At 65.3% G+C, this 20,297-nt stretch carries 19 protein-coding genes; 11 read left to right on the top strand and 8 right to left on the bottom strand.

Annotation, left to right across the window (positions count from 1 at the left end; translation table 11 throughout):
* The first annotated feature begins 48 nt into the window (after positions 1-48).
* From AB0876_RS06385 to AB0876_RS06355, 7 genes are all read left to right on the top strand, one after another.
* Entirely contained in the window at positions 49-1,251 is a 1,203-nt protein-coding gene (locus tag AB0876_RS06385; RefSeq protein ID WP_448401109.1) for an MCE family protein, read from the top strand.
* Entirely contained in the window at positions 1,251-2,282 is a 1,032-nt protein-coding gene (locus tag AB0876_RS06380; protein ID WP_448401110.1) for an MCE family protein, read from the top strand. Before AB0876_RS06385 ends, AB0876_RS06380 begins: the two co-directional genes overlap by 1 nt.
* A complete protein-coding gene (locus AB0876_RS06375) occupies positions 2,272-3,339 on the top strand; it encodes an MCE family protein (protein WP_448401112.1) in 1,068 nt (355 codons plus the stop codon). The genes AB0876_RS06380 and AB0876_RS06375 overlap by 11 nt, the downstream gene beginning before the upstream one ends.
* Positions 3,336-4,658, top strand: a complete 1,323-nt coding sequence (locus tag AB0876_RS06370; protein ID WP_301123679.1) for an MCE family protein — start codon at positions 3,336-3,338, stop codon at positions 4,656-4,658. The genes AB0876_RS06375 and AB0876_RS06370 overlap by 4 nt, the downstream gene beginning before the upstream one ends.
* Positions 4,655-5,839, top strand: a complete 1,185-nt coding sequence (locus AB0876_RS06365) for an MCE family protein (RefSeq protein WP_301123680.1) — start codon at positions 4,655-4,657, stop codon at positions 5,837-5,839. The genes AB0876_RS06370 and AB0876_RS06365 overlap by 4 nt, the downstream gene beginning before the upstream one ends.
* Positions 5,839-7,548, top strand: a complete 1,710-nt coding sequence (locus AB0876_RS06360; protein ID WP_448401116.1) for an MCE family protein — start codon at positions 5,839-5,841, stop codon at positions 7,546-7,548. Before AB0876_RS06365 ends, AB0876_RS06360 begins: the two co-directional genes overlap by 1 nt.
* A 189-nt stretch (positions 7,549-7,737) precedes the next feature.
* Positions 7,738-8,370 carry a TetR/AcrR family transcriptional regulator gene (locus AB0876_RS06355; protein ID WP_301123682.1) on the top strand — a complete coding sequence of 211 codons (633 nt, stop codon included), beginning with the start codon at positions 7,738-7,740 and terminating at the stop codon, positions 8,368-8,370.
* Between the two features lie 52 nt (positions 8,371-8,422).
* On the opposite strand, the gene AB0876_RS06350 is transcribed toward AB0876_RS06355, so the two are convergent.
* From AB0876_RS06350 to AB0876_RS06330, 5 genes are all read right to left on the bottom strand, one after another.
* A complete protein-coding gene (locus AB0876_RS06350) occupies positions 8,423-9,796 on the bottom strand; it encodes an FAD-binding oxidoreductase (protein ID WP_526041514.1) in 1,374 nt (457 codons plus the stop codon).
* A gap of 10 nt (positions 9,797-9,806) precedes the next feature.
* Positions 9,807-11,051 (bottom strand): alpha/beta hydrolase, encoded by a 1,245-nt coding sequence (locus tag AB0876_RS06345; protein ID WP_526041513.1) that lies wholly within the window; start codon positions 11,049-11,051, stop codon positions 9,807-9,809.
* Positions 11,044-12,681: an acyl-CoA ligase FadD12 gene (gene fadD12 / locus AB0876_RS06340; protein ID WP_526041512.1), complete on the bottom strand. Its 1,638-nt coding sequence runs from the start codon at positions 12,679-12,681 to the stop codon at positions 11,044-11,046. The genes AB0876_RS06345 and fadD12 overlap by 8 nt, the downstream gene beginning before the upstream one ends.
* Positions 12,682-12,687: 6 nt before the next feature.
* Positions 12,688-13,497 (bottom strand): 1-acyl-sn-glycerol-3-phosphate acyltransferase, encoded by an 810-nt coding sequence (locus AB0876_RS06335; protein ID WP_055119619.1) that lies wholly within the window; start codon positions 13,495-13,497, stop codon positions 12,688-12,690.
* 148 nt (positions 13,498-13,645) lie between these two features.
* Positions 13,646-14,218 (bottom strand): HD domain-containing protein, encoded by a 573-nt coding sequence (locus AB0876_RS06330; RefSeq protein ID WP_055119621.1) that lies wholly within the window; start codon positions 14,216-14,218, stop codon positions 13,646-13,648.
* Between the two features lie 55 nt (positions 14,219-14,273).
* On the opposite strand from AB0876_RS06330, the gene AB0876_RS06325 reads away from it, so the two are divergent.
* The 3 genes from AB0876_RS06325 to AB0876_RS06315 are packed head-to-tail and all read left to right on the top strand — an operon-like array spanning position 14,274 to position 16,634.
* On the top strand, positions 14,274-15,113 hold the full coding sequence (locus AB0876_RS06325) for an arylamine N-acetyltransferase family protein (RefSeq protein ID WP_055121038.1): 840 nt from the start codon (positions 14,274-14,276) through the stop codon (positions 15,111-15,113).
* A gap of 60 nt (positions 15,114-15,173) precedes the next feature.
* Positions 15,174-16,097 (top strand): helix-turn-helix transcriptional regulator, encoded by a 924-nt coding sequence (locus tag AB0876_RS06320; protein ID WP_526041511.1) that lies wholly within the window; start codon positions 15,174-15,176, stop codon positions 16,095-16,097.
* A 3-nt stretch (positions 16,098-16,100) separates the two neighbouring features.
* On the top strand, positions 16,101-16,634 hold the full coding sequence (locus AB0876_RS06315) for a dihydrofolate reductase family protein (RefSeq protein WP_055119625.1): 534 nt from the start codon (positions 16,101-16,103) through the stop codon (positions 16,632-16,634).
* Here AB0876_RS06315 and AB0876_RS06310 read toward each other — a convergent pair.
* A complete protein-coding gene (locus tag AB0876_RS06310; RefSeq protein ID WP_055119627.1) occupies positions 16,612-17,262 on the bottom strand; it encodes a TetR/AcrR family transcriptional regulator in 651 nt (216 codons plus the stop codon). The genes AB0876_RS06315 and AB0876_RS06310 overlap by 23 nt on opposite strands.
* A gap of 315 nt (positions 17,263-17,577) precedes the next feature.
* Between AB0876_RS06310 and AB0876_RS06305 the strand changes: the two genes are divergently transcribed.
* Positions 17,578-18,375 carry an enoyl-CoA hydratase/isomerase family protein gene (locus AB0876_RS06305; RefSeq protein WP_526041510.1) on the top strand — a complete coding sequence of 266 codons (798 nt, stop codon included), beginning with the start codon at positions 17,578-17,580 and terminating at the stop codon, positions 18,373-18,375.
* A 23-nt stretch (positions 18,376-18,398) separates the two neighbouring features.
* On the opposite strand, the gene AB0876_RS06300 is transcribed toward AB0876_RS06305, so the two are convergent.
* Both AB0876_RS06300 and AB0876_RS06295 read right to left on the bottom strand, forming a co-directional pair.
* On the bottom strand, positions 18,399-18,620 hold the full coding sequence (locus AB0876_RS06300) for a hypothetical protein (protein WP_064933829.1): 222 nt from the start codon (positions 18,618-18,620) through the stop codon (positions 18,399-18,401).
* A gap of 145 nt (positions 18,621-18,765) precedes the next feature.
* Positions 18,766-20,253, bottom strand: coding sequence for an aldehyde dehydrogenase (locus AB0876_RS06295; RefSeq protein ID WP_491842001.1), 1,488 nt, complete (start codon positions 20,251-20,253; stop codon positions 18,766-18,768).
* Positions 20,254-20,297 lie beyond the last annotated feature (44 nt).

Here is a 20,297-nt window from a genome sequence, read left to right as displayed (position 1 = left end):
CGGATGTGCGGCCGACCGGCGGGGAATCGTTGGATGAGGGGTGGAGCAGTGGTCGTTCGGGTGGGCCGACGCGGGAAAGTTCTTGCTGCTGCGGCCATCTTGGTGTTCGGCATGGTGGGCGCGGCGTGTGTCAGCTACCTGGGGTATCAGGGGGCATTCACGCGCACTGCCGCTGTGACCTTGACTTCGCAACGGGCCGGTCTGGTGATGGATCGCGACGCCAAGGTGAAGTTCCTCGGTGTGCAGGTCGGCCGGGTGTCCCAGATTTCCTATGACGGCGCGTCGGCGCAGCTGATCCTTGCCATCCGTGCCGGTGAGTTGGCCAAGATCCCGGCCAACGTGACCGCGCGGATCGCGAGTAGCACCATCTTTGGCGCGAAGTCTGTGGAGCTGCTGGCGCCCGCTCAGCCAGCCGCGAATCGACTCGCACCGAACGCCCACCTGCAGGCATCCGATGTCAGCGTCGAGGTCAATACGCTGTTCCAGTCGCTCGTCGACACCCTGGACAAGATTGACCCGGTCCAGCTGAACACCACGATGACGGCACTGGCAGATGGGTTGCGCGGTAATGGAGAGAGCCTGGGCGACGCTCTGGTCACTCTCGACGGCTACCTGGGCACGGTTAATCCGCATCTTCCGACCCTGCAAACCGATCTGCAGAAACTCAGCACCGTCGGCAATATCTATCACTCTGCGGCCGACGACTTGGTCTCCACCCTCGGCAACATTCCGACCATCAGCCACACCATCGCTGATGAAAGTGATGACCTCAGTGCCACCATGCTCGCGGCCACTGGCCTTGCGACCTCCGGCACGGACACCCTCGGGCCGGCTGAAGCCGATCTGATCGCAGCGATCCAACGACTGCGCGCGCCACTGGGCGTAGCCAGCGACTACTCGCCCGAATATGGCTGCCTTATCACATCTTTGGCGAGTGCCTACAAAAAGTTCGGCCCCTATATTGGCGGAATACAGCCAGCCCTGTTCGTCAACGCCGGCTTCATCCCCGGCTCAGCGGCCTACACCTACCCGGAGAGTCTACCGCTGGTCAATGCTTCCGGCGGTCCCAATTGCCGCGGACTACCCGACCTTCCCACCAAGCAAGGCGCCGGATCCTGGTATCGGCCACCGTTTTTGGTCACTGACAACGCATACGTCCCCTATCAGCCGAATACCGAGCTGCAGTTCGACGCACCCTCCACGCTGCAGTTCCTGTTCAACGGCGCCTACGCCGAAGGGAACCACTACTGATGACCCCACATGCAACGGCGGTGAAGGTCGGAGTGTTTACCAGCGTGATGCTGCTGGTGCTGGCCGCACTGGTGATCACCTTCGGCCAGTTCCGGTTCGGATCCAACAACACCTACCACGCCGAGTTCACTTCTGTGTCACGGCTGAAGACCGGGCAGGACGTCCGCATCGCCGGCATCGCGGTCGGGACGGTGAAAAAGATTGCCATTGAGGGCGACCATGCCAACGTCACTTTCACCGTCGACAAGCGCCAACAGCTGTACACCTCGACTCGCGCGGCGATCCGCTACCAGAATCTGACCGGCGATCGATACCTGGAAATCCTTGCAGGCCCTGGCGATCTGCAGAAGATGTCGCCCGGTGCCACCATCGCCCGCGGCAACACCCAACCCGCCCTCGACCTCGACGCCCTACTCGGCGGTCTGCGACCGGTGCTCAAGGGCCTCGACGGAGTCAAACTGAACGAAGTCAGCAACGCCGTGATCGAACTGCTCCAAGGCAAAGGCGCTGCGCTGTCCACCGTGCTGGCCAATACCGCTGACTTCACCCAGACCATCGCCAATCGCAATCAACTCATCGACCAGACCATCGACAACCTCACCACCGTGCTCGTGGCCGCCGACCAGAAGAGCGCCGACCTGAACACCAGTGTCGACCAACTCCAGCAGCTGATTACCACGCTGAGCCACGGACGCGACCCGATCGTCAACGCGCTGCCGCCACTGGCCGCCGCCCAACAAGACCTCACCGAAGTACTCGCCACAACCCGGCGCCCATTCCAGGCCGCCATCGAGGCGGCAGGCCCGCTGGCAACAGCGCTCGATGACCGCAAACGAGACGTCAACGCCACCGTGGAGCCCCTCGCCGAGGACTATCTGCGCCTGAGCGCCCTGGGTGCCTATGGCTCGTTCTTCAACATCTACTTCTGCTCGGTCAAGATCAAGATCAACGGCCCGGCCGGCAGCGACATCCTCTTGCCCGCAGTGAAACCACCGGCATCGAACAACGGGAGGTGCGACTTTGCCAAGTAGAACTGATGGCCGAGACCCGTTGCGCACCGGAATCTTTGGCATCGCTGTCATCACCTGTCTGGTGCTGGTGTCGTTCGGTTACACCAAGCTGCCGTTCTGGCCTAGAGGCCAGCACTACACCGCGTACTTCGCCCACGCCGGCGGCATCGTCTCCGGGAATTCGGTGCAGATCTACGGCTACACCGTCGGCCAAGTCGACTCCGTGGAACTCGACATCGTCAACCAGGCCGCGAAAGTCGGGTTTACCATCGACCGCAAGATCCGCGTGGGCGATCAATCCCTGGTCGCCATCAAGACCGACACAGTGCTCGGCCAACGCTCCATCGAGGTCAGCCCCCGTGGCGCCGGATCGGTCACCTCCATCCCGTTGGCGCGCACCACCACTCCCTACACCCTCAACAACGCGCTGCAAGATCTGGGGCACAACGTCGGAGAACTCGACCAACCCCGGTTCGTCGAAGCCCTGGAAACGTTGACTGCTGCCATGCGCGACGCCACCCCACAGGTGCGCGCGGCTCTCGACGGCATCACGGCCCTTTCGCGCAGCGTCAACAATCGAGACGACAAGGTGCAACAACTGCTTCGCCACGCAAAATCATTGTCGGAGGTCGTTGCCGCCCGCTCGGGGCAGATCAACCAGCTGATCACCGACGGCAACGTCTTGTTCGCCGAACTGGCCGACCGCCGCCACGCGATCGACCAACTCATCTCGGGCATCAAAGACCTTGCCAACCAACTGTCGGGATTCGTCAACGACAACAAAGAGCAGCTCGGTCCGGTCTTGACCAAGCTGAACCTGGTCCTGGACAACCTCAACGACCGCCGCGAACACATCTCAGCAGCCCTGACTCGGCTGCCGGCCTACTCCACCGCACTGGGCGAGGTCGTCGGATCCGGACCAGGCTTCCAAGCGAACGTCTTCGGTGTGCCACCACCCACACTGGGCGGGGTCTTGCTCGACTCCTACTTTCAGCCCGGCAAACTCCCCGACAGTCTGGCCGACCTCCTGCGCGGCTTCATCACCGACCGCGCCATCGTCAGGCCGAAATCGCCATGACCCACTTCAATGCAACATTGCGCCGCCGCTACCCGCGCATCGGGCTGCTCGTCGCTCTGCTCGGTGTGCTAGCCGGAGGACTAGTGACCGGATGGCCGAGCCCCTCGCCGCTCACGGTCACCGCCTACTTCGCCTCGGCAGTGGGCCTCTACCCGGGTGACAACGTCGAAATCCTCGGCGTCCCAGTAGGATCGGTTACCCGCATCGAACCCGGACCCGAACACACCACGATCACCTTCACCGTTCGCCGCGATGCTCCAGTACCCGCAGATGCGTCGGCGATCATTGTGGCACCGAACCTGCTCTCGGCCCGCACAATCGAGCTCGGACCGATCTACACCACCGGCCCAAAACTCACTGACTACACTACGATCCCCGCCGAGCGCACCGCCGTCCCGGTCGAATGGGACGAAGTCAAAGACGAACTCACCCAATTGGCCGCCCAGCTGGGTCCACAGGACGGCGCCCTGCAAGGGCCGCTCAGTGAAGCAATCAACCAGGCCGCCGACACATTCAACGGCAACGGTCCATCTTTCCGCGCTGCTATCCGCGAACTGTCCCAAACCGCCGGACGCCTCGGCGACTCCCGCTTCGACATTGCCGGCACCGTCAAGAATCTGCGCACTCTGGTCGACGCACTTTCGAACAGCAACGAACAGATCGTCCAATTCACCGGCCACATCGCTGCTCTGTCACAGGTGTTCGCCGACAGCTCCTCCGACCTCGCTATCTCACTGGACACCCTCAACACCGCGTTGGCACAGGTCAAGAGCTTCCTTCATGACAACAGCGGCACCATCGCCGGCCAAGTCGCCAAACTGAACGACTTCACCTCACTACTGACAGAACACAGCGAAGACATCGAACAGGTGCTGCACGTGGCACCCAACGGTTTGGCGAACTTCTACAACATCTACAACCCCGCCCAGGGCTCGATCGGCGCAATCCTGTCCCTGCCCAATTTCGCCAACCCCGTGCAATTCCTGTGCGCTGGGGTCTTCGACGCGGCAGCCACTCCCGACTACTACAAACGCACCGAGATCTGCCGCCAACGCATGGCGCCGGTCATCAGAAGGATGATGATGAACTTCCCGCCTGTGCTGTTTCACCCGATCAACACCATTACCGCCTACAAGGGCCAGATGGTTTACGACACCCCGGCGACCGAGGCCAAGGCCCAAACCCCGGTGTCGCAGCTGCAGTGGGAGCCCCTGCCCGGATCGACCCCGCCGACAACTGATCTCGCGGGCCTGCTGTTGCCTCCAGACTCACCCCAACCACCTGCCGGTCCCACCCCGGCGTCGGGACCGGGCCGATGAACTCCGTCACGTCACTGTGCCGGCCGTTACGCCGACTCGCCGCGCTCGGGCTGACCCTCGCAGTGGCCAGCGGGTGCCAGTTCGGCGGGCTCAACTCATTGGACATGCCGGGCACCATGGGCCACGGGGCCGGATCGTTCACTATCACCGTCGAACTGCCCGATGTGTCGACGCTGCCGCAAAACTCGCCGGTCCTCGTCGATGACGTCACCGTCGGCAGCGTGTCCGGCCAGCAAGTCAAGCAACGCCCCGACGGCACGTTCTACGCCGCGCTGCAACTGTCGCTGAACTCGGGCTTACATCTGCCGGCCAACGCGACCGTGACCCTTGGACAGACCTCGTTGCTGGGCTCCCAACACGTCGCACTCGCCGCCCCATCGACCGAGCCGCCCGACGGGATGCTCAGTGACGGTGCATCGATTCCCTTGGAACGGGCCGGTCGCTATCCCAGCACCGAAGTAGTGCTCTCCACCCTGGGTGTAGTGGTCAACAAGGGCAATCTTGGTGCACTACAAGACATCACCGATGAGATTTACTCCGCGGTGGCGGGGCACACCGGGCAGTTCGGCAACTTGCTTTCCCAATTGGCCGACCTAACCACAGCCGTCGACCGGCAAAGCGGCGACATTGTTGCTGCCATGGAGTCCATCAACCAAGTGTCGTCAAAGTTTGCCCGCAACGACACCACCATCACCGCGGCTCTGGCGGCGCTACCCGAGGCGACCCGGACCCTCAACGCCAACGGCAGCCGAATCGTCGACACCTTCGCCGCGCTGCGCCGTTTCAGCGAGATCGCCGCACAGATCCTGGCCCAAACCAAGACCGACATCACCGCCGATGTCACGGCCGCCTACGCCGTACTCAAACCGCTGACCGACCATGCCCAGGAACTCATCGACGCCTTGCCCATCATCGCGACCTACCCGTTCCCGCAGTCCGGTATCAAACAAGCCGTTCGGGGGGACTACCTCAACGCCATCGCCACCTTGGATCTGACTCAGCGCCGCTTCGGTGAGAACGTGTTCACCACCTCGCCGCTGGATCCAAACATGAAGCATCTCAGCGAAATACTCACCACACCGGACTTCCTGATCGGCGAACAGGCAAACCTGTCTGGAGAGGCGGCCGACCCCTTTGCCATCCCTCCAGCGCCGGCCCCCACGCCTACTAGGCCGCGCTGATGCTCACCCGACTCATCCGATGGCAACTGATCACCTTCGCCGTCGTCACAGTTACAGCGATGGGTGCGGTAGCCGTCTTCTACCTGCGCATCCCCGAGGCGTTGGGTATCGGCCGCTACACCGTCACCGCGAACTTCGCCGCCAGCGGCGGGCTCTATCCCAACGCCAACGTCACCTACCGCGGTTCGACGGTCGGTCGGGTCACCGCGGTGACACTCACCGATAATCTCAGTGTCGACGTCCACATGCGTCTGGACTCCGGCATCGCCATCCCCGCCGACGTCACGGCCACCGCCAAAAGCGTCTCGGCGATCGGCGAACAATACGTCGACCTCGTACCCGCACTCCACGGCAACCCCGGTCCTGCACTGGGCAACGGGTCGGTGATCGACCGGTCCCACACCGCGCTCAGCGGTGACATCGCCGGCCTGTTGCGCGAGGCACAAGGACTCGTCAACTCCCTGGACCAAAGCAAGCTCAAAGACGTGCTGCGCGAGACCGCCACCGCGTTCGACGGCTCTGGTCCGGAATTGGCGCGGCTGATCAACTCGACCAAGGCCCTGCTCGATCAACTCGACACCCATGGCGAGGACACCACCACGCTGATCGACCGACTCGGCCCGTTCCTGGACTCCCAGATCCGCAGTGGTGACAACATCACCTCACTGGCCGACGGACTTGCCCGCTTCACCACCGAACTGCGCAACGCCGACCCGCAACTGCGCACCTTGCTGCAGACAGCGCCGGCAGCTGCTGACGCGGCGACCCAGGCCTTCAACGGGATTCGGCCCTCGTTCCCGATGTTGGCGGCCAACCTCGCAAATTTCGGCCGTATCGGCGTGATCTATCACAAGTCGATCGAGCAAACCCTGGTCGTTCTGCCCGCGGTGACGGCTGTTCTCATCAGCGCCGCCCAACAACTGCCCGCCGACGAGGGCGTGAAAGTCGACTTCAAGCTCGGACTGGGCGACCCGCCTCCGTGCAACGTCGGCTTCATCCCGCCGCCACAGATCCGATCCCCAGGTGATCAGACCTTGCGCGACCTGCCGACCGACATGTACTGCAAGGTCCCGCAGAATTCGTCATCGGTCGTGCGCGGCGCCCGTAACTATCCATGCCAAGAAGTCCCCGGAAAACGGGCGCCCACCGTTGCGCTGTGCCGCGATCCCGCAGGCTACAAACCGATTGGCAACCAAGCCTGGCGCGGGCCCGCCGTACCCGAAGCCGCACTCCTTACCGACCCTCGAAACATGCTCCCGTACAACAAATATCCCTACCTTCCGCCTGGTGCTGACTACGACCCCGGCCCCCCGGTGACACAACTGCCGCCGGGCGTGCCGCCCGGGCCGGGACCCGCCGAATACGCTCCGTACCCGCTGCCGGTGCCCCCGGTCACCCCCGGACCGCCCCCACCGCCGCTGCCCTACTACGCGCCGCCGGATCAGCAGTTGCCGCCCTACGGGCAGAAGTCTCCCGAGCCTCAAGAAAGCGCCCCGGTCACGCCGAGTAGATCGGCTCCCTCCGAGGCACCCGTACCCGTCGGGCGCACCGACAGTGAGCCTGCCGGGCCTCAGGTCGCCAGCTACGATTCGGCCAACGGCTTGTTCCAAGACCCCAACGGCAACATCGGCGTTTTCGCTTCGGCCGATTCCGCACTTCGTCCCGCAGAAACCTGGATCGACCTCATGCTCGACCCACGACAACACTGAGACGCCCCGAATGAATGCATTCGCCTCCGTTCGCGGTACCCGCATAGGATCGTCACGTGCGGTTCCTGGACATCACACCTACTGCGGTTCGGCCACGACCACAGCTCAGCAATCTGCCCAGACAGGAAAGCGCACCGCCGCGCACCGGCCCCGTTACGTCCAAGGGGTGGGCATACGGGGACCAGACAGATGACCACTGATCCCACGAACCGCACAACACCAAGACAGTCACGCCACCGCAGCCAGGAACGTGCCGACCGCACGCGAGAACTGGTCATCGAGGAGACCATTCGCTGCATCCGCGAAGAGGGATTCGCTGCAGCCAGCACCCGGCACATCATCGAACGTGCCGGTGTCAGCACCGGGGTCGTCCAGTATCACTTCGGAGATCGAGACGGCCTACTCACCGCCGTCATCGAACATGCCATCGCCACACTCGTCACTTCCATCAACGATCTCGCCGACAAAGTCGAAGGAATAACCGAGACCGACAAACGGATGGCGGCACTCGCCGACGCCGCGTGGGAAACCTTCCTCAATCCGGCCAGCATGACCGCGATGGAAATACTCATCGCCACCCGATCGTTGCGATCCGCCCTGGCCATCGAACAACTCGCCAATCTCCAACCAGGCCTCGAACGGATAGCCCAACTCATCGGCCCACACTCACCCCACGCGGCGGCCATTGCCGATCTTCTCTGGGCCGCGCCCGTCGGACTGATGGTCGGACAGATGGTGACAGACGTCCCACTACCGACCGAACCGCAACGCCATGCCATGGCACAACTCATGACCGACCATCTGTACCGCAATAGCTCCTAGACGGTGTTGACTGCAGCTCGAAACCTTCGGCGGCGAGTCAGCCCCATCCCGTCTAGCGCAGTACCGCACCAGGATTGAGGATGCCGAGCGGGTCGAGGGCATCTTTGATGCGTCGGGTCAGCTCGATCACGTCATCGCCGAGTTGCAGTGGCAGCCAATCCCTTTTGAGTCGGCCGATACCGTGCTCGCCGGTGATGGTGCCGCCAATGGCGATGGCCAGTTCCATCACCCGGGCGAACGCCTGACGGGCGCGCTCGCTCATATCCGGATCGTCGGCGTCGAACACCACCACCGGGTGGGTGTTTCCGTCGCCGGCATGAGCGACGACGCAGATCAGCACGTCGCAATCCTCGGCGATGTGTTTGATACCGGCCACCAACGCCGGCAGGTCGGGGATCGGCACCGTCACGTCCTCGAGATAGAACGTGCCCAGCTGCATCAGGGCCAGGCCCACCAGCCGCCGGGCCGCTGTCAAGGCAGCGCCTTCCTCGGCATCGTCGGTCGCGTAAACCTCGGTGGCCCCGGACTTCTCGCAGGCCTCGACGATGTGAGCGATCTCCTCGGCCGCCGCGCCCGGTGCATCCGACTGCACCAGCAGCAGTGCCTGCGCCGAACGGTCCAGGCCCATGCGGCGGTAGTCCTCGACCGCATTGATGGCGGCGTGGTCCATCAGCTCCAACATGGCGGGCCGAACTTTGGCCGTGATCGCCACGACGGCGTCGGCGGCGTCCTCCACCGAGGCGAACACCGCGACCACCGTCGACGCCGGAGGCTGCGCTGGGATCAGCCGAAGTGTGAGCTCGGTGATCACCCCGAGAATTCCTTCGGAGCCGACGAACAACTTGGTGAGCGACAACCCGGCGACGTCCTTCAAGCGCGGGCCGCCCAACCGGACGGCGGTGCCGTCGGCCAGCACCACCTGCATGCCCAGTACGTAATCGCTGGTGACCCCGTACTTCACGCAGCACAGTCCACCGGCATTGGTCGCTGCGTTCCCCCCGATCGAGGAGATCTCGACAGAGCCGGGGTCGGGCGGGTACCACAGGCCGTACTCGGCCGCGGCCTTCTTCACCTCGGAGTTCAGCAGGCCGGGTTGCACCACTGCGGTGCGGTTCGCGGCGTCGATGTGGATCTGCCGCATCCGTTCGGTGCTGAGGATGATGCCGCCGTCGACGCCGTTTGCGCCGCCGGCGAGCCCGGAACCCGCGCCTCGGGCCACCACGGCGACACGGTGTGCGCTCGCCCACCGCAGTACAGCCTGCACGTCCTCGGTGCTGGTGGCCCGCACCACGGCTCGCGGCACCCCGGCCTCGGGATCGAGAGCGGCGTCGCGGCGATACCCCTCGATCACGGCCGGGTCGGTGAGTACCGCGCCGTCGGGTAGGTCGGCGGCCAGCGTGGCGATCTCGGTGTCCGATGCGGACATCTTCAGGAGCTTACCGACCGGCAGCGGAGCTCGCGGTGAGCCGAGCCCGGGCCCGCGCCCAGGTCAGGAATTCCGCGACGGCATCGGCGGTGTAGTGCCCGCGGGGTGAGCCGAAGATGTCGAAGGCGTGCTGTGCATGCGGGATCTCGGCGTAGACCACCGGCGAATTCGACACTTTGCGCAGGGCGGCGACGAAATCGCGGCCTTCCACCACCGGGATGAGTGAGTCGTTGGTCCCGTGCAGCACGAAGAACGGAGGTGCGTCCGGGTGAACCAGGGTGATCGGTGACGCGTCCCGATACACCTGATCATTGGTGGCGAGCGGCAATTTCACGATCAGCCGCTCCAGGATCTCCATGAACTCCGCGCGCCCGGGACCCGTGGTGCTGAACCAGTCGTAGCGACCGTAGACGGGTACCGCCGCCGCCACCGAGGTGTCGGCGTCCTCGAAACCGGGCTGCCACTTGGGATCGTTGGGAGTCAACGCGGCCAAGGCGGTCAGATGCCCGCCCGCCGAACCGCCGGTGATGCACACCGCGTCCGGGTCACCGCCGTACTCGGCGATGTTCTCCTTCACCCAGGCCAACGCGCGCTTCACGTCGATGATGTGGTTGGGCCACGGGTGGCGCGGGCTGATCCGGTAGCCGATCGACACACAGATCCAGCCCTGCTCGGCCAGGTGGCTCATCAGTGGGTACGACTGCGGCCTGCGCATCCCGATCATCCATGCCCCGCCCGGGACCTGCAGCAGCACCGGCGCTTTGCCGTCGCGCGGCAGGTCCGGGCGCATCCAGATGTCGGCCAGGTTGGCCCGGTGCGGGCCGTAGTGGACGGTCTTGCGGGCGTAGCGGCGCCGGCTCATCGCGGTGGAGTACACCTCACCCCGACGCAGGGGCCGCACCGTTGTGGGGTATTCGTCGGCCAGGGCTTCGTGCACCGGATTTTCGAAGTAGGGCCGCGATTGCACACCGCGCCGGTGCACCAGCACCAGCAGGCCCCAGGAAATGGCCTTGAGGAGCAACGAGATTCGGCCGCCCGCGGAGCGGTAGTCGCCGCGAATGGCGCGGCGCAGCGCATCGAGAGCCGACACGGTGATCACCAGCGGGGCATTCTCCGAGGTCGGCCAGCCGAACGCGAAGGACTGGACCGTGGTGTAGCCCCTACGTCCGAGCGGTTTCACCGCATTGGCAGCGTTGAGCAACTCGGCGGCGGCAAGGAGCAGCCGCCTTCTTGATCCAGGTTGGCGGTCAGCCACTCACGATCTCCTGCAGTTGACGGCGGTCGATCTTGCCGGTGCTGTTGCGGGGCAACTCGGCTAGCACGGTGATCTCCCGCGGCACTTTGTAATTGGCGAGGTTCTCCCGAACATACGCCTTCAGGTCGTCGGGTGTGGCAGCGCCCGAGACCCTCACGAACGCCACCAGGCGTTGGCCGTACTGCTCGTCGTCGACGCCGATGACCGCGGCCTCTGCGACATCGGCATGGCCGGCCAGCACTTTCTCGACCTCGATCGGGTAGACGTTCTCGCCGCCGGAGACGATCATCTCGTCGTCGCGACCCACCACGAACAGCCGGCCTGCCTCGTCGAGGTAACCGACATCACCCGAAGACATGAAGCCCTCGTGGAAGTCTTTGGTGCTGCCGGAGGTGTATCCGTCGAACTGCGTGGAGTTGCGGACGTAGATGGTGCCCACCTCGCCGGTGGGGACCTGTCGGAACTCCGCGTCGAGAATGCGGATCTCGGTACCTTCGGCCGGTTTGCCCGCGGTGTCAGGTGCGGCGCGCAGATCGGCAGGTGTCGCGGTGGCGATCATGCCGGCCTCGGTGGCGTTGTAGTTGTTGTAGATGATGTCGCCGAACCGGTCCATGAAGGCGGTGACGACGTCCGGGCGCATGCGCGAGCCGGACGCTGCGGCGAACCGCAGGCTGCGGCCGTCGTAGCGATTCAGGACGTTCTCGGGCAGGTCCATGATCCGGTCGAACATCACCGGCACCACGCACAGGCCCTTTGCCCGATGCCGGTCGACGAGCTCGAGGGTGGCTGCGGGATCGAACTTGCGCCGCGTGACGATGGTGCAGGCCATCGACGCCGCGAAGGCCAGCTGGGAGAAGCCCCAGGCATGGAACATCGGCGCCACGATCACGACCCGCTCTTCGGTGTGCCAGGGGGTCCGGTCGAGGATCGCCTTGAGCACCTCGGGACCGCCACCGGAATGCTTGGCGCCCTTCGGAGTTCCGGTGGTGCCCGAGGTCAGCAGGATCACCTTGCTTTTCTGGGTGGCACGGCGCGGCTCGGCGCCGCGGTGCTGCTCGACCAGTTTCGCGACGGTGAGGTCGTGGGCGTGGGTGTCGGTCCACGCCACGATCCGCGCGGCGCCGGGCCGGTCGGAGAGGGCCAAGGCGGCGGTGTCGGTGAACTCTTCGTCGTAGATGACGGCGTCGACAGACTCGCGGTTGACCACCTCGGCCATGGCCGGTGCGGCGAACGACGTGTTGAGCAGCAGCACGTCGGCGCCGATGCGATTGGCCGCGATCAGTGACAGCACGAAGCCGCGGTGATTGCGAGCCATGATGCCGAGGACTTTGGGTTCACCACCCGGCAGCGCCTGCAAGCCGGCGGCCAGGGCGTCGGCCTGCTGGTCGACCTGTTCCCAGGTCAGCGTCCCGAGTTCGTCGACCAGGCCCGGCCGGTTCGGGCACCGCTGCGCCGAGGCCGCGAAACCCGAAGTGACGCTCATGTTCTCGCGGGCCATGGCCGACGCGATACGCAGGTATTTGTCCGGGCGCATCACGGTGATGATTCCGGCCCTGCGCATGGTGGCCACCAGGCCGGCTACGTCGGCGACCCGGTCCACCGGTCCGGCCAGCAGATCAAGCGGATTCACCGGTGCTCAGCCGATCACCGGGAAGCGGCGCTCTTCGGCCAGCTCGTCCAGCGCGCGCTGCATGACCCGGCGGACGTGTGCGTCGACCTCGTCGATGTCAGGGTTCTCGCCGAATTCGGCCTCGATGTCGATCGGCGGCAACGTCTTCATCACGATCTTGGACGGCAGCGGCACATTGAGCGGCAGCACCGCCGACAGGCCGAACGGGAAGCCGAACGACACCGGCACGATCTTGGTGCGGGCCATCCGCGCGATCGGGCCGAGCGCCTTGGCGATCTCGGTGCCGCGCGACAGGAACAACTGGGTCTCCTGGCCGCCGATGCCGACCATGGGCACGATCGGGACGCCGGAGTTGATCGCCGCCTTGATGTAACCGGTACGCCCCGCGAAGTCGATCTTGTTCGCCGACAGGGTCGGTCGGTACACGTCGTAGTCACCGCCGGGGAACACCACGACCACGCCACCCGAGCGCAACGCCTCGTCGGCGTTCTCGTGGTTGGCCCGGATGAAGCCGGTCTTCTTGAAGAAGGCCGCGGTCGGGCCGGTCATCAGCATGTCGTGGCTGAGGGTGTAGACCGGGCGCTCGTAACCGAACTTCTCGTAGAAGCCCGTCGCGAACACCGGCACGTCCAGGGCGAACAGGCCACCGGAATGGTTCGACACCACCAGGGCGCCTCCGTTGGGGAAGCTGTCCAGCCCGCGCACCTCGGCACGGTGGTAGCCCTTGATCAGCGGCCGCAGCAAGCCCATGACCTTCTCGGTCAGGCCCGGATCCCACTTGGTGATTTCGGACGGGTCGATGTCGGTCGCGGCCACAGGGTCCCCCTATGTGGATTGGAACGTGTTCTAGTTTTGCTAGTGTACCCAGGTCGAGGGCAAAAAACCCATTCGCTTCGCAGGTTCGTTCCCCTACTGCCGAGTAGCTGCGGTCAATCCTCTCAAAACCACAGGTCGCGTGGCGTCGCTATGAGTTCAGCTCGCTGATCTCCTCGCCGACATTGCGCCGGGCCTGCGCTTCCCAGCGTTGCCGGCCCGCCTCCGTGTGGAAGATCGGTCCGTCGAGCAACGCCGCGAGCACCCGTGCCCGCGCCGGACGGAACACGTCGTCGGGCACCGACGCGTACTCCTCGCGAACCGCGTCGGCGTACTGCCGGTAGCGCAGTGCCGGCGCGGCGAGCACCGACAGGTCTGCGTCGCTGAGCACCGCCGCGTTGACGTCACCCGGCTCGACCTTGTGCGACTTGGTGGCCAGGACGAGTCGGGCGACTTCGTCGCTGTCGGGGGATTCGGCCAACAGTTGACGGGCCAACTCCGCGGAGCGGTCTTCGTTGTCGTCGCGACCGATCTCGTAGATCGCATCGTGAAACCACGCCGCGAGTTCGACCGCTTCCCGGTCGAACTGCAGTCCGTCCTCGGCAAGGACGCCGATCGCGTCGAGCACTTCTCGCAGGTGCGCGACGTTGTGGTGCTTCCGGTGCGATTCGGACCAGCGGGCCAGCAGGTCTTCCCGCAGTCGTTCGGTGAGATGTGCAGCCATGGGGCCAGTGTCCTCCGAGGTTGACCACAACCACCGTTGAGGCACCATGGCGATCATGGGATCAGACCTCACCGCGTACCTCGACCGGATCGGCCTTGCGGGCCCGGTATCGGCCGATGTGGACACGCTGCGCAACATCGTCGCCGCACATGGTCGCTCGATCCCCTTCGAGAACCTCGACCCCCTGCTGGGCATCCCGGTCGCCGACCTCAGCGCAGAGGCGTTGGCGGACAAGCTGATCACCCGGCGCCGCGGTGGTTACTGCTACGAGCACAACGGTCTGCTCGGCTACGTCCTGGACGAGCTGGGATACGGCGTCGACCGGTTGGCCGGGCGGGTGGTCTGGATGAAGGAACCCGACGCGCCGTTGCCCGCGCTCACCCACAACGTGCTCGCCGTGACGGTGCCGGGAGACGCCGGACGCTTCCTGGTCGACGTCGGTTTCGGCGGGCAGACGTTGTCGTCCCCGATCCGTTTGCAGACCGCCGCGGTGCAGCAGACCCGCCACGAGCCCTACCGGTTGATGGAATTGCCCACTCAAGGCGCACCGGTATACGAACTGTCCGCACAGGTCCGCGGACAGTGGCAACCGCTGTACCGGTTCACCCCCGTGCCGCAACCGCGCATCGACCTCGAAGTCGGAAGCTGGTATGTGTCAACGCATCCCGGCGGGATCTTTGTCGTCGGGCTGACCGCGGCCCTGGTCACCGACGATGCCAGGATCAACCTGCGCGGCCGGAACCTGGCCATCCACCACCACGACGGGACCGAGAAGATCCGCTTCGACACCGCCGAGCAGGTGCTCGATGCGCTCACCGGGCGGTTCGGCATCAACCTGTCCGATCTCGACGGCGTCGACGTCGAGGCCCGGGTGGCGCAGGTGCTGGACAGCTGACGGCCGCGCGAGCGCAGCAGGAAATGTCATGTCCCGCGGACGGGTAGCCGACCATACTCGGTGACCGTGGAAGCACAACCGAACGGGCGTGACCGGTTGCGGGAATTGCTCGACGCCGTCGTCGACGACGCGAACTCGGCTGTCGGTGACATGGCGCGCAGCAGTTACGCGTCGGAGTTTCACTTCTCCCGGGAGGTCCGCAGACTCACCGGAGAACCGCCCGCGGCGCTGCGCCGTCGGGTCATGCTCGAGCGTGCGGCGTGGCGGTTGCAGCAGGGGGCCGGGGTGGCGGAGGTGGCCGAGTCCGAGGGCTGGTCTTCGGCCGAGGTGTTCTCCAGGGCGTTCCGCCGCGCGTTCGGGGTGCCGCCGTCACGTGCCGACGATGTGGCGTTTCGGCTCACCGCGCCCAACGGCGTGCACTTCCATCCGCCGCAGGCCTTGTGGTGTGACGCCGACCCGAGTGAGGCCAGTGGTCCGGACATCGCGCAGTTCATGCTCGTGCACGACGTCGCCGACACCGAGTACCTGATCGGTGCCGCCCGCAGGCTCTCCGAAGAGCAATGGGCGCAGGGGATCTCACCGGGGCAGGTGGTGCTCGACTGGGACGGTCCCGAAGAGAGTGTCGCCGCGGTGCTCGGCGCGATCGTGTGGACCAAGGAGGTCTGGCTGGCCACCATCGAGGGCCGGGACTTCCCCGCCAGGGCCACGACCAGCCAGACGACCGCCGAGCAACTGGGCGCGCATCACGCCGACATCGGAAAGCGCTGGACCACAATGATCTCCGAATATTCGGCAGCAGGCCGGCTGGGGGACACCGTCATCGACGCACTGTGCGATCCGCCGGAATCCTTTCAGCTGTACGGGATCATCGCGCACGTGCTGACGTACTCGGCGCACCGGCGTGCCCTCGTACGCGGCATGCTGGCCCGGCACGGTGTCGCTGTCGACCGGGGAGACCCACTCGAATGGATGAGGAAGGACTGACCGTTGAAGACCGTGTACTACACCGCGTCGAGCCTGGACGGTTTCATCGTCGACACTGAGGACAGTCTGGATTGGCTGATCTCGCGGAACATCGACCAGCAGGGCCCGTTCGGCTATGACGAGTTCATCAAAACCATTGGCGCCCTTGCGATGGGATCGTCTACCTACGAATGGATCGTGAAGAACCAGCCCGATGAGTGGTCGTATGAGCAGCCGACGTGGGTGCTGACCCACCGACCCGAGATCGTGGCTGCCGAGCATCCGGTGCAGGTGTTCTCGGGTGATATCACCGTGCTGCACACCGAGCTGGTGGAGGCAGCGGCGGGCAAGGACGTCTGGGTGGTCGGGGGAGGGCAGGTCGCTGCCCAGTTCGTCACCGCCGGGCTGATCGACGAGATGATCGTCAGCTACGCACCCTGTTCACTGGGGGCGGGGTCGCCGGTTCTGCCGGTCCGGTCCGAGTGGGCACTGGCCGAGACTGCGCTCAACGGCGATTTCGTCTGCGCCCGCTGGGTCAGGGCGCAGACTGCCGGCTGAGCCGCGGGACGCCGTTACGGAGAACGAATTCCTTTGACTTGATCAGGAATTCGAGTTGGCGGGCGACATCGTGCAGGGGCTCGACCGATCTCGACGATCGGCACAGCACCACGGCGCCCTCCAGGGCTGCGATGCACATGACCGCCAGCGAAGACGCGTCGGACGCGTCGAAGCCGTCGGCGGCGAAGTCGGCGGTCAGGGCGGTGCGCCAGCGGTCGAAGACCGCGCCGGCTGCCGCGGTGAGTTCCGGTTCCTCGTCCGGGTCGGCGATCGCCACCGCGACCACCGGGCAGCCTGCGGTGAAATCGCTTCCGGTGAGCACCCGCTCCCAGAATTCGACGAACCGGTGCACCAGATCCCACGCGTTGTCCGATGTTTCGGCACCGACGACATCACCGATCGTGTCCGCGGCGAATTGCAGCGCCTCCATCAGGATCTGGCGGCGACCGCCGGGGAAATGGTGGTAGACGGAACCGCGAGGTGCGCCACTACGGGCCAGTACCTCGTCGATCGTGACGCCGGCAGCGCCTCGCTCACGCAGTACCTCGACCGCGCTGCCGAGCATGCGGGCGCGGGTGGAGCCGCGTTTGTTCCGCGGCTTCGTGGCGGAGTCAGGCGACCCGGTCATGCAAGAACTGCGAGGAACAGCGGAGCAGCATCCGCGGGGTGATGGTGCGCACCGGAGCGTGTGGTGTGCGGACCCGACGGGTGAACCGGTGACCGGCGAGGTTGAGTTCAACGACCCACATCGCGCACCGCCCTTCTATGTCATCCACCATAGAAATGATGGAATCCTCGCATGATGTCGAGTATCTAACGAACATGCTGGCGGATAAGAGACTAGCAGGTGAACGGCTTCTGAACAGGTCCTACCCCGCTTGGGTGGACCGCGGCAAAATTATGATGCCTTGCATAATTTTGCGAACAGGCGTTGACTGCCCCCATGACGACCCAGCCGGCCCTCGACACTCTGACGCTGCATCGGGACGGCCACGTCCTGTTGATCGGACTCAACCGTCCGGAGAAACGCAACGCGTTCAACGTCGCGATGCTCACCGATCTCTCGCTCGCCTACGGACTTCTCGAATCTGACGAGGACCTGCGGGTCGGAGTGCTGTTCGCTCATGGCGACCACTTCACCGCGGGGCTCGATCTCGTCGACGTCGCCCCCTATGTGGCCAGTGGTGATCTGCCCACTCCCGAGGGTGGACGTGATCCATGGCGCCTCGACGGCGACTGGACGAAGCCCATCGTCGCCGCGGCCCAGGGTCGGTGCCTGACCCTCGGCATCGAACTGCTCCTGGCCGCCGACGTCCGGGTAGCGGCGGAAGACACCAAGTTCGCCCAGATCGAGGTGTTGCGCGGCATCTACCCGTTCGGCGGTGCGACCTTGCGGCTGCCGCGGCAGACCGGCTGGGGCAATGCGATGCGATGGCTGCTGACCGGGGACGAGTTCGACGCCGCCGAGGCGTATCGCATCGGACTGATCCAGGAAGTCGCGCCGGACGCCGACGCGGCCCTGACCCGAGCCTGCGCGATCGCACACACGATTGCCGATCGCGCCGCGCCGCTCGGGGTTCGGGCCACCCTCGCCTCGGCACACACGGCCCGCCGCGAAGGGGATGGCGCCGCCATCGCGCGACTGCGGCCTGTGGTCGCTGAGCTGTTCGCCACCGCCGATGCGGCCGAAGGTGTGCAGTCCTTCATCGAACGCCGGGCCGCGAACTTCCAGGGCCGCTGAAGTTTCTAGCTCGCCGAAGGGAATCAGCCGGCGGTATCCAGCGCGACCAGGGCTGCGGCGACCGCGAAGAACTTGTTGGACCCGAGCTGGCGCACGGTCTTGATGTTGAACGCGGCAGCGAGATGCTCGGCATCAGCGTCGGTAACCCCGGCCAGGGCCGCCGGCGAGGCGTCCAGGATCTCCTTGAGCGACTTGTCCTCGTAGGCCTTGTCGAGCGACTTGGCCAGATCGACGGAAACTGCCATGGGAATCTCCTTGCATCTCGGTGCCGGGTGAACCCGCGCCACGCTAGATGGCGAACCTGAACATTGGCTGTCGGTGCAGGCGCGCTGAAACGAAAGACGCCCTGAAACCGTAGTTCCAGGGCGCCTTTACGAGTTCCGCGGAGTTTTACTCCGGGGTGTAGCCAAACGGCAGCAGCACGCTCTTGGCCTGGGTGTAGGCGTCGATGCCCTCGGGGCCGTTCTCGCGGCCGATGCCCGAGTTCTTGTACCCGCCGAACGGGGCGCCCGGATCGAAGGCGTACATGTTCACCGCGTAGGTGCCGGTGCGGATCTTCGAGGCGATCTTGACGGCCTTGGGGAAGTCCGTGGTGTACACGCTGCCGGCCAGGCCGTACGGCGAGTCGTTGGCGATACGCACCGCGTCTTCCTCGGTGTCGAACGGGATCACGACGAGGACCGGCCCGAAGATCTCTTCCTGCGCGATGGTCATCGAGTTGTCGACGTCGGCGAACACCGTCGGCTGCACGAACCAGCCCGAATCCAGGCCCTCGGGGCGGCCACCGCCGGTGACGATGCGGGCACCCTCTTCGACGCCCTTCTTGATGTAGCCCTCGACCCGTTCGCGCTGCTTCTCCGAGATCAGCGGGCCGATCATCGAGGCCGGATCGTCGGGCAGACCGACCGGCATGGCGGCGACGGCGGCCGAAAGTTTCTCGACGACCTCGTCGTAGCGCGACCGCGGTGCCAGGATGCGGGTCTGGCCCACGCAGGCCTGTCCGCAGTTCATCAGGCCGGAGAACACCAGCATCGGCAGGGTGGAGTCCACGTCGGCGTCCTCGAGGATGATCGCCGCGGACTTGCCGCCGAGTTCCAACGTGCAGGGCTTGAGCTTCTCGGCGGCGATCTTGCCGATCTCCTTGCCGACGCCGCTGGAGCCGGTGAAGGTGAACTTGTCCAGCTCGGGGTTGGCGGTCAGGGCGCGACCGGTCTCCGGGCCACCCGGCACCACCGAGAGCACGCCCTCGGGCAGCCCGGCTTCGGTGAGGATCTCGGCGAACAGGTTGGTGGTCAGCGGGGTCTCGCCGGCCGGCTTGAGGACGACGGTGCAGCCGGCGAGCAGGGCCGGGCCCAACTTGTTGCAGGCCAGGAAGAAGGGCACGTTCCAGGCGATGACGGCGCCCACAACACCGATCGGCTCCTTGATGACCAGGGTCTGGCCGTAGATGCCGTCGCGGATGTCCTTCCAGTCGTACTTGTCGGCTGCGCCGGCGTAGTACTGCAGGCTCGACACACCCGCGCCGAACTGCATCATGTCGACGATGGTCGGCGGCTGGCCGGTCTCCAGCTTCAGCAGGTGCTTGAAATCCTCGGCCCGCTCGTTGATGAGCTCGACGGCCTTGGCCAGCACGGCCTGGCGCTCCTCGGGCGACATGTGGGGCCACGGGCCATCGTCGAAGGCTTTGCGGGCAGCGGCGCACGCGGCGTTGACGTCGGCCTCGGCGGCGAGCGGGACCTGGCCGACCTTCTCGCCGGTCGCGGGGGAGAAGACCTCGATGACCTCGGAGGTCGAGGGCTCCACCCAGTGGCCGCCGATGAACAGTTTGTCGAATTCCGTCCTGGTCACAGCTGGCGCGGCTGACGAAGTTTGTGTCATGGCCGTCACATTACCTAGATTTCCCAGAAAAACGAGAACCTGTT

It is taken from the genome of Mycobacterium sp. NPDC049093 (assembly GCF_040704635.1).
Taxonomy (GTDB): Bacteria; Actinomycetota; Actinomycetes; order Mycobacteriales; family Mycobacteriaceae; genus Mycobacterium.
The sequence above is the reverse complement of the archived record's forward strand: the minus strand, read 5'-3'. Positions and strand labels throughout refer to the sequence as shown.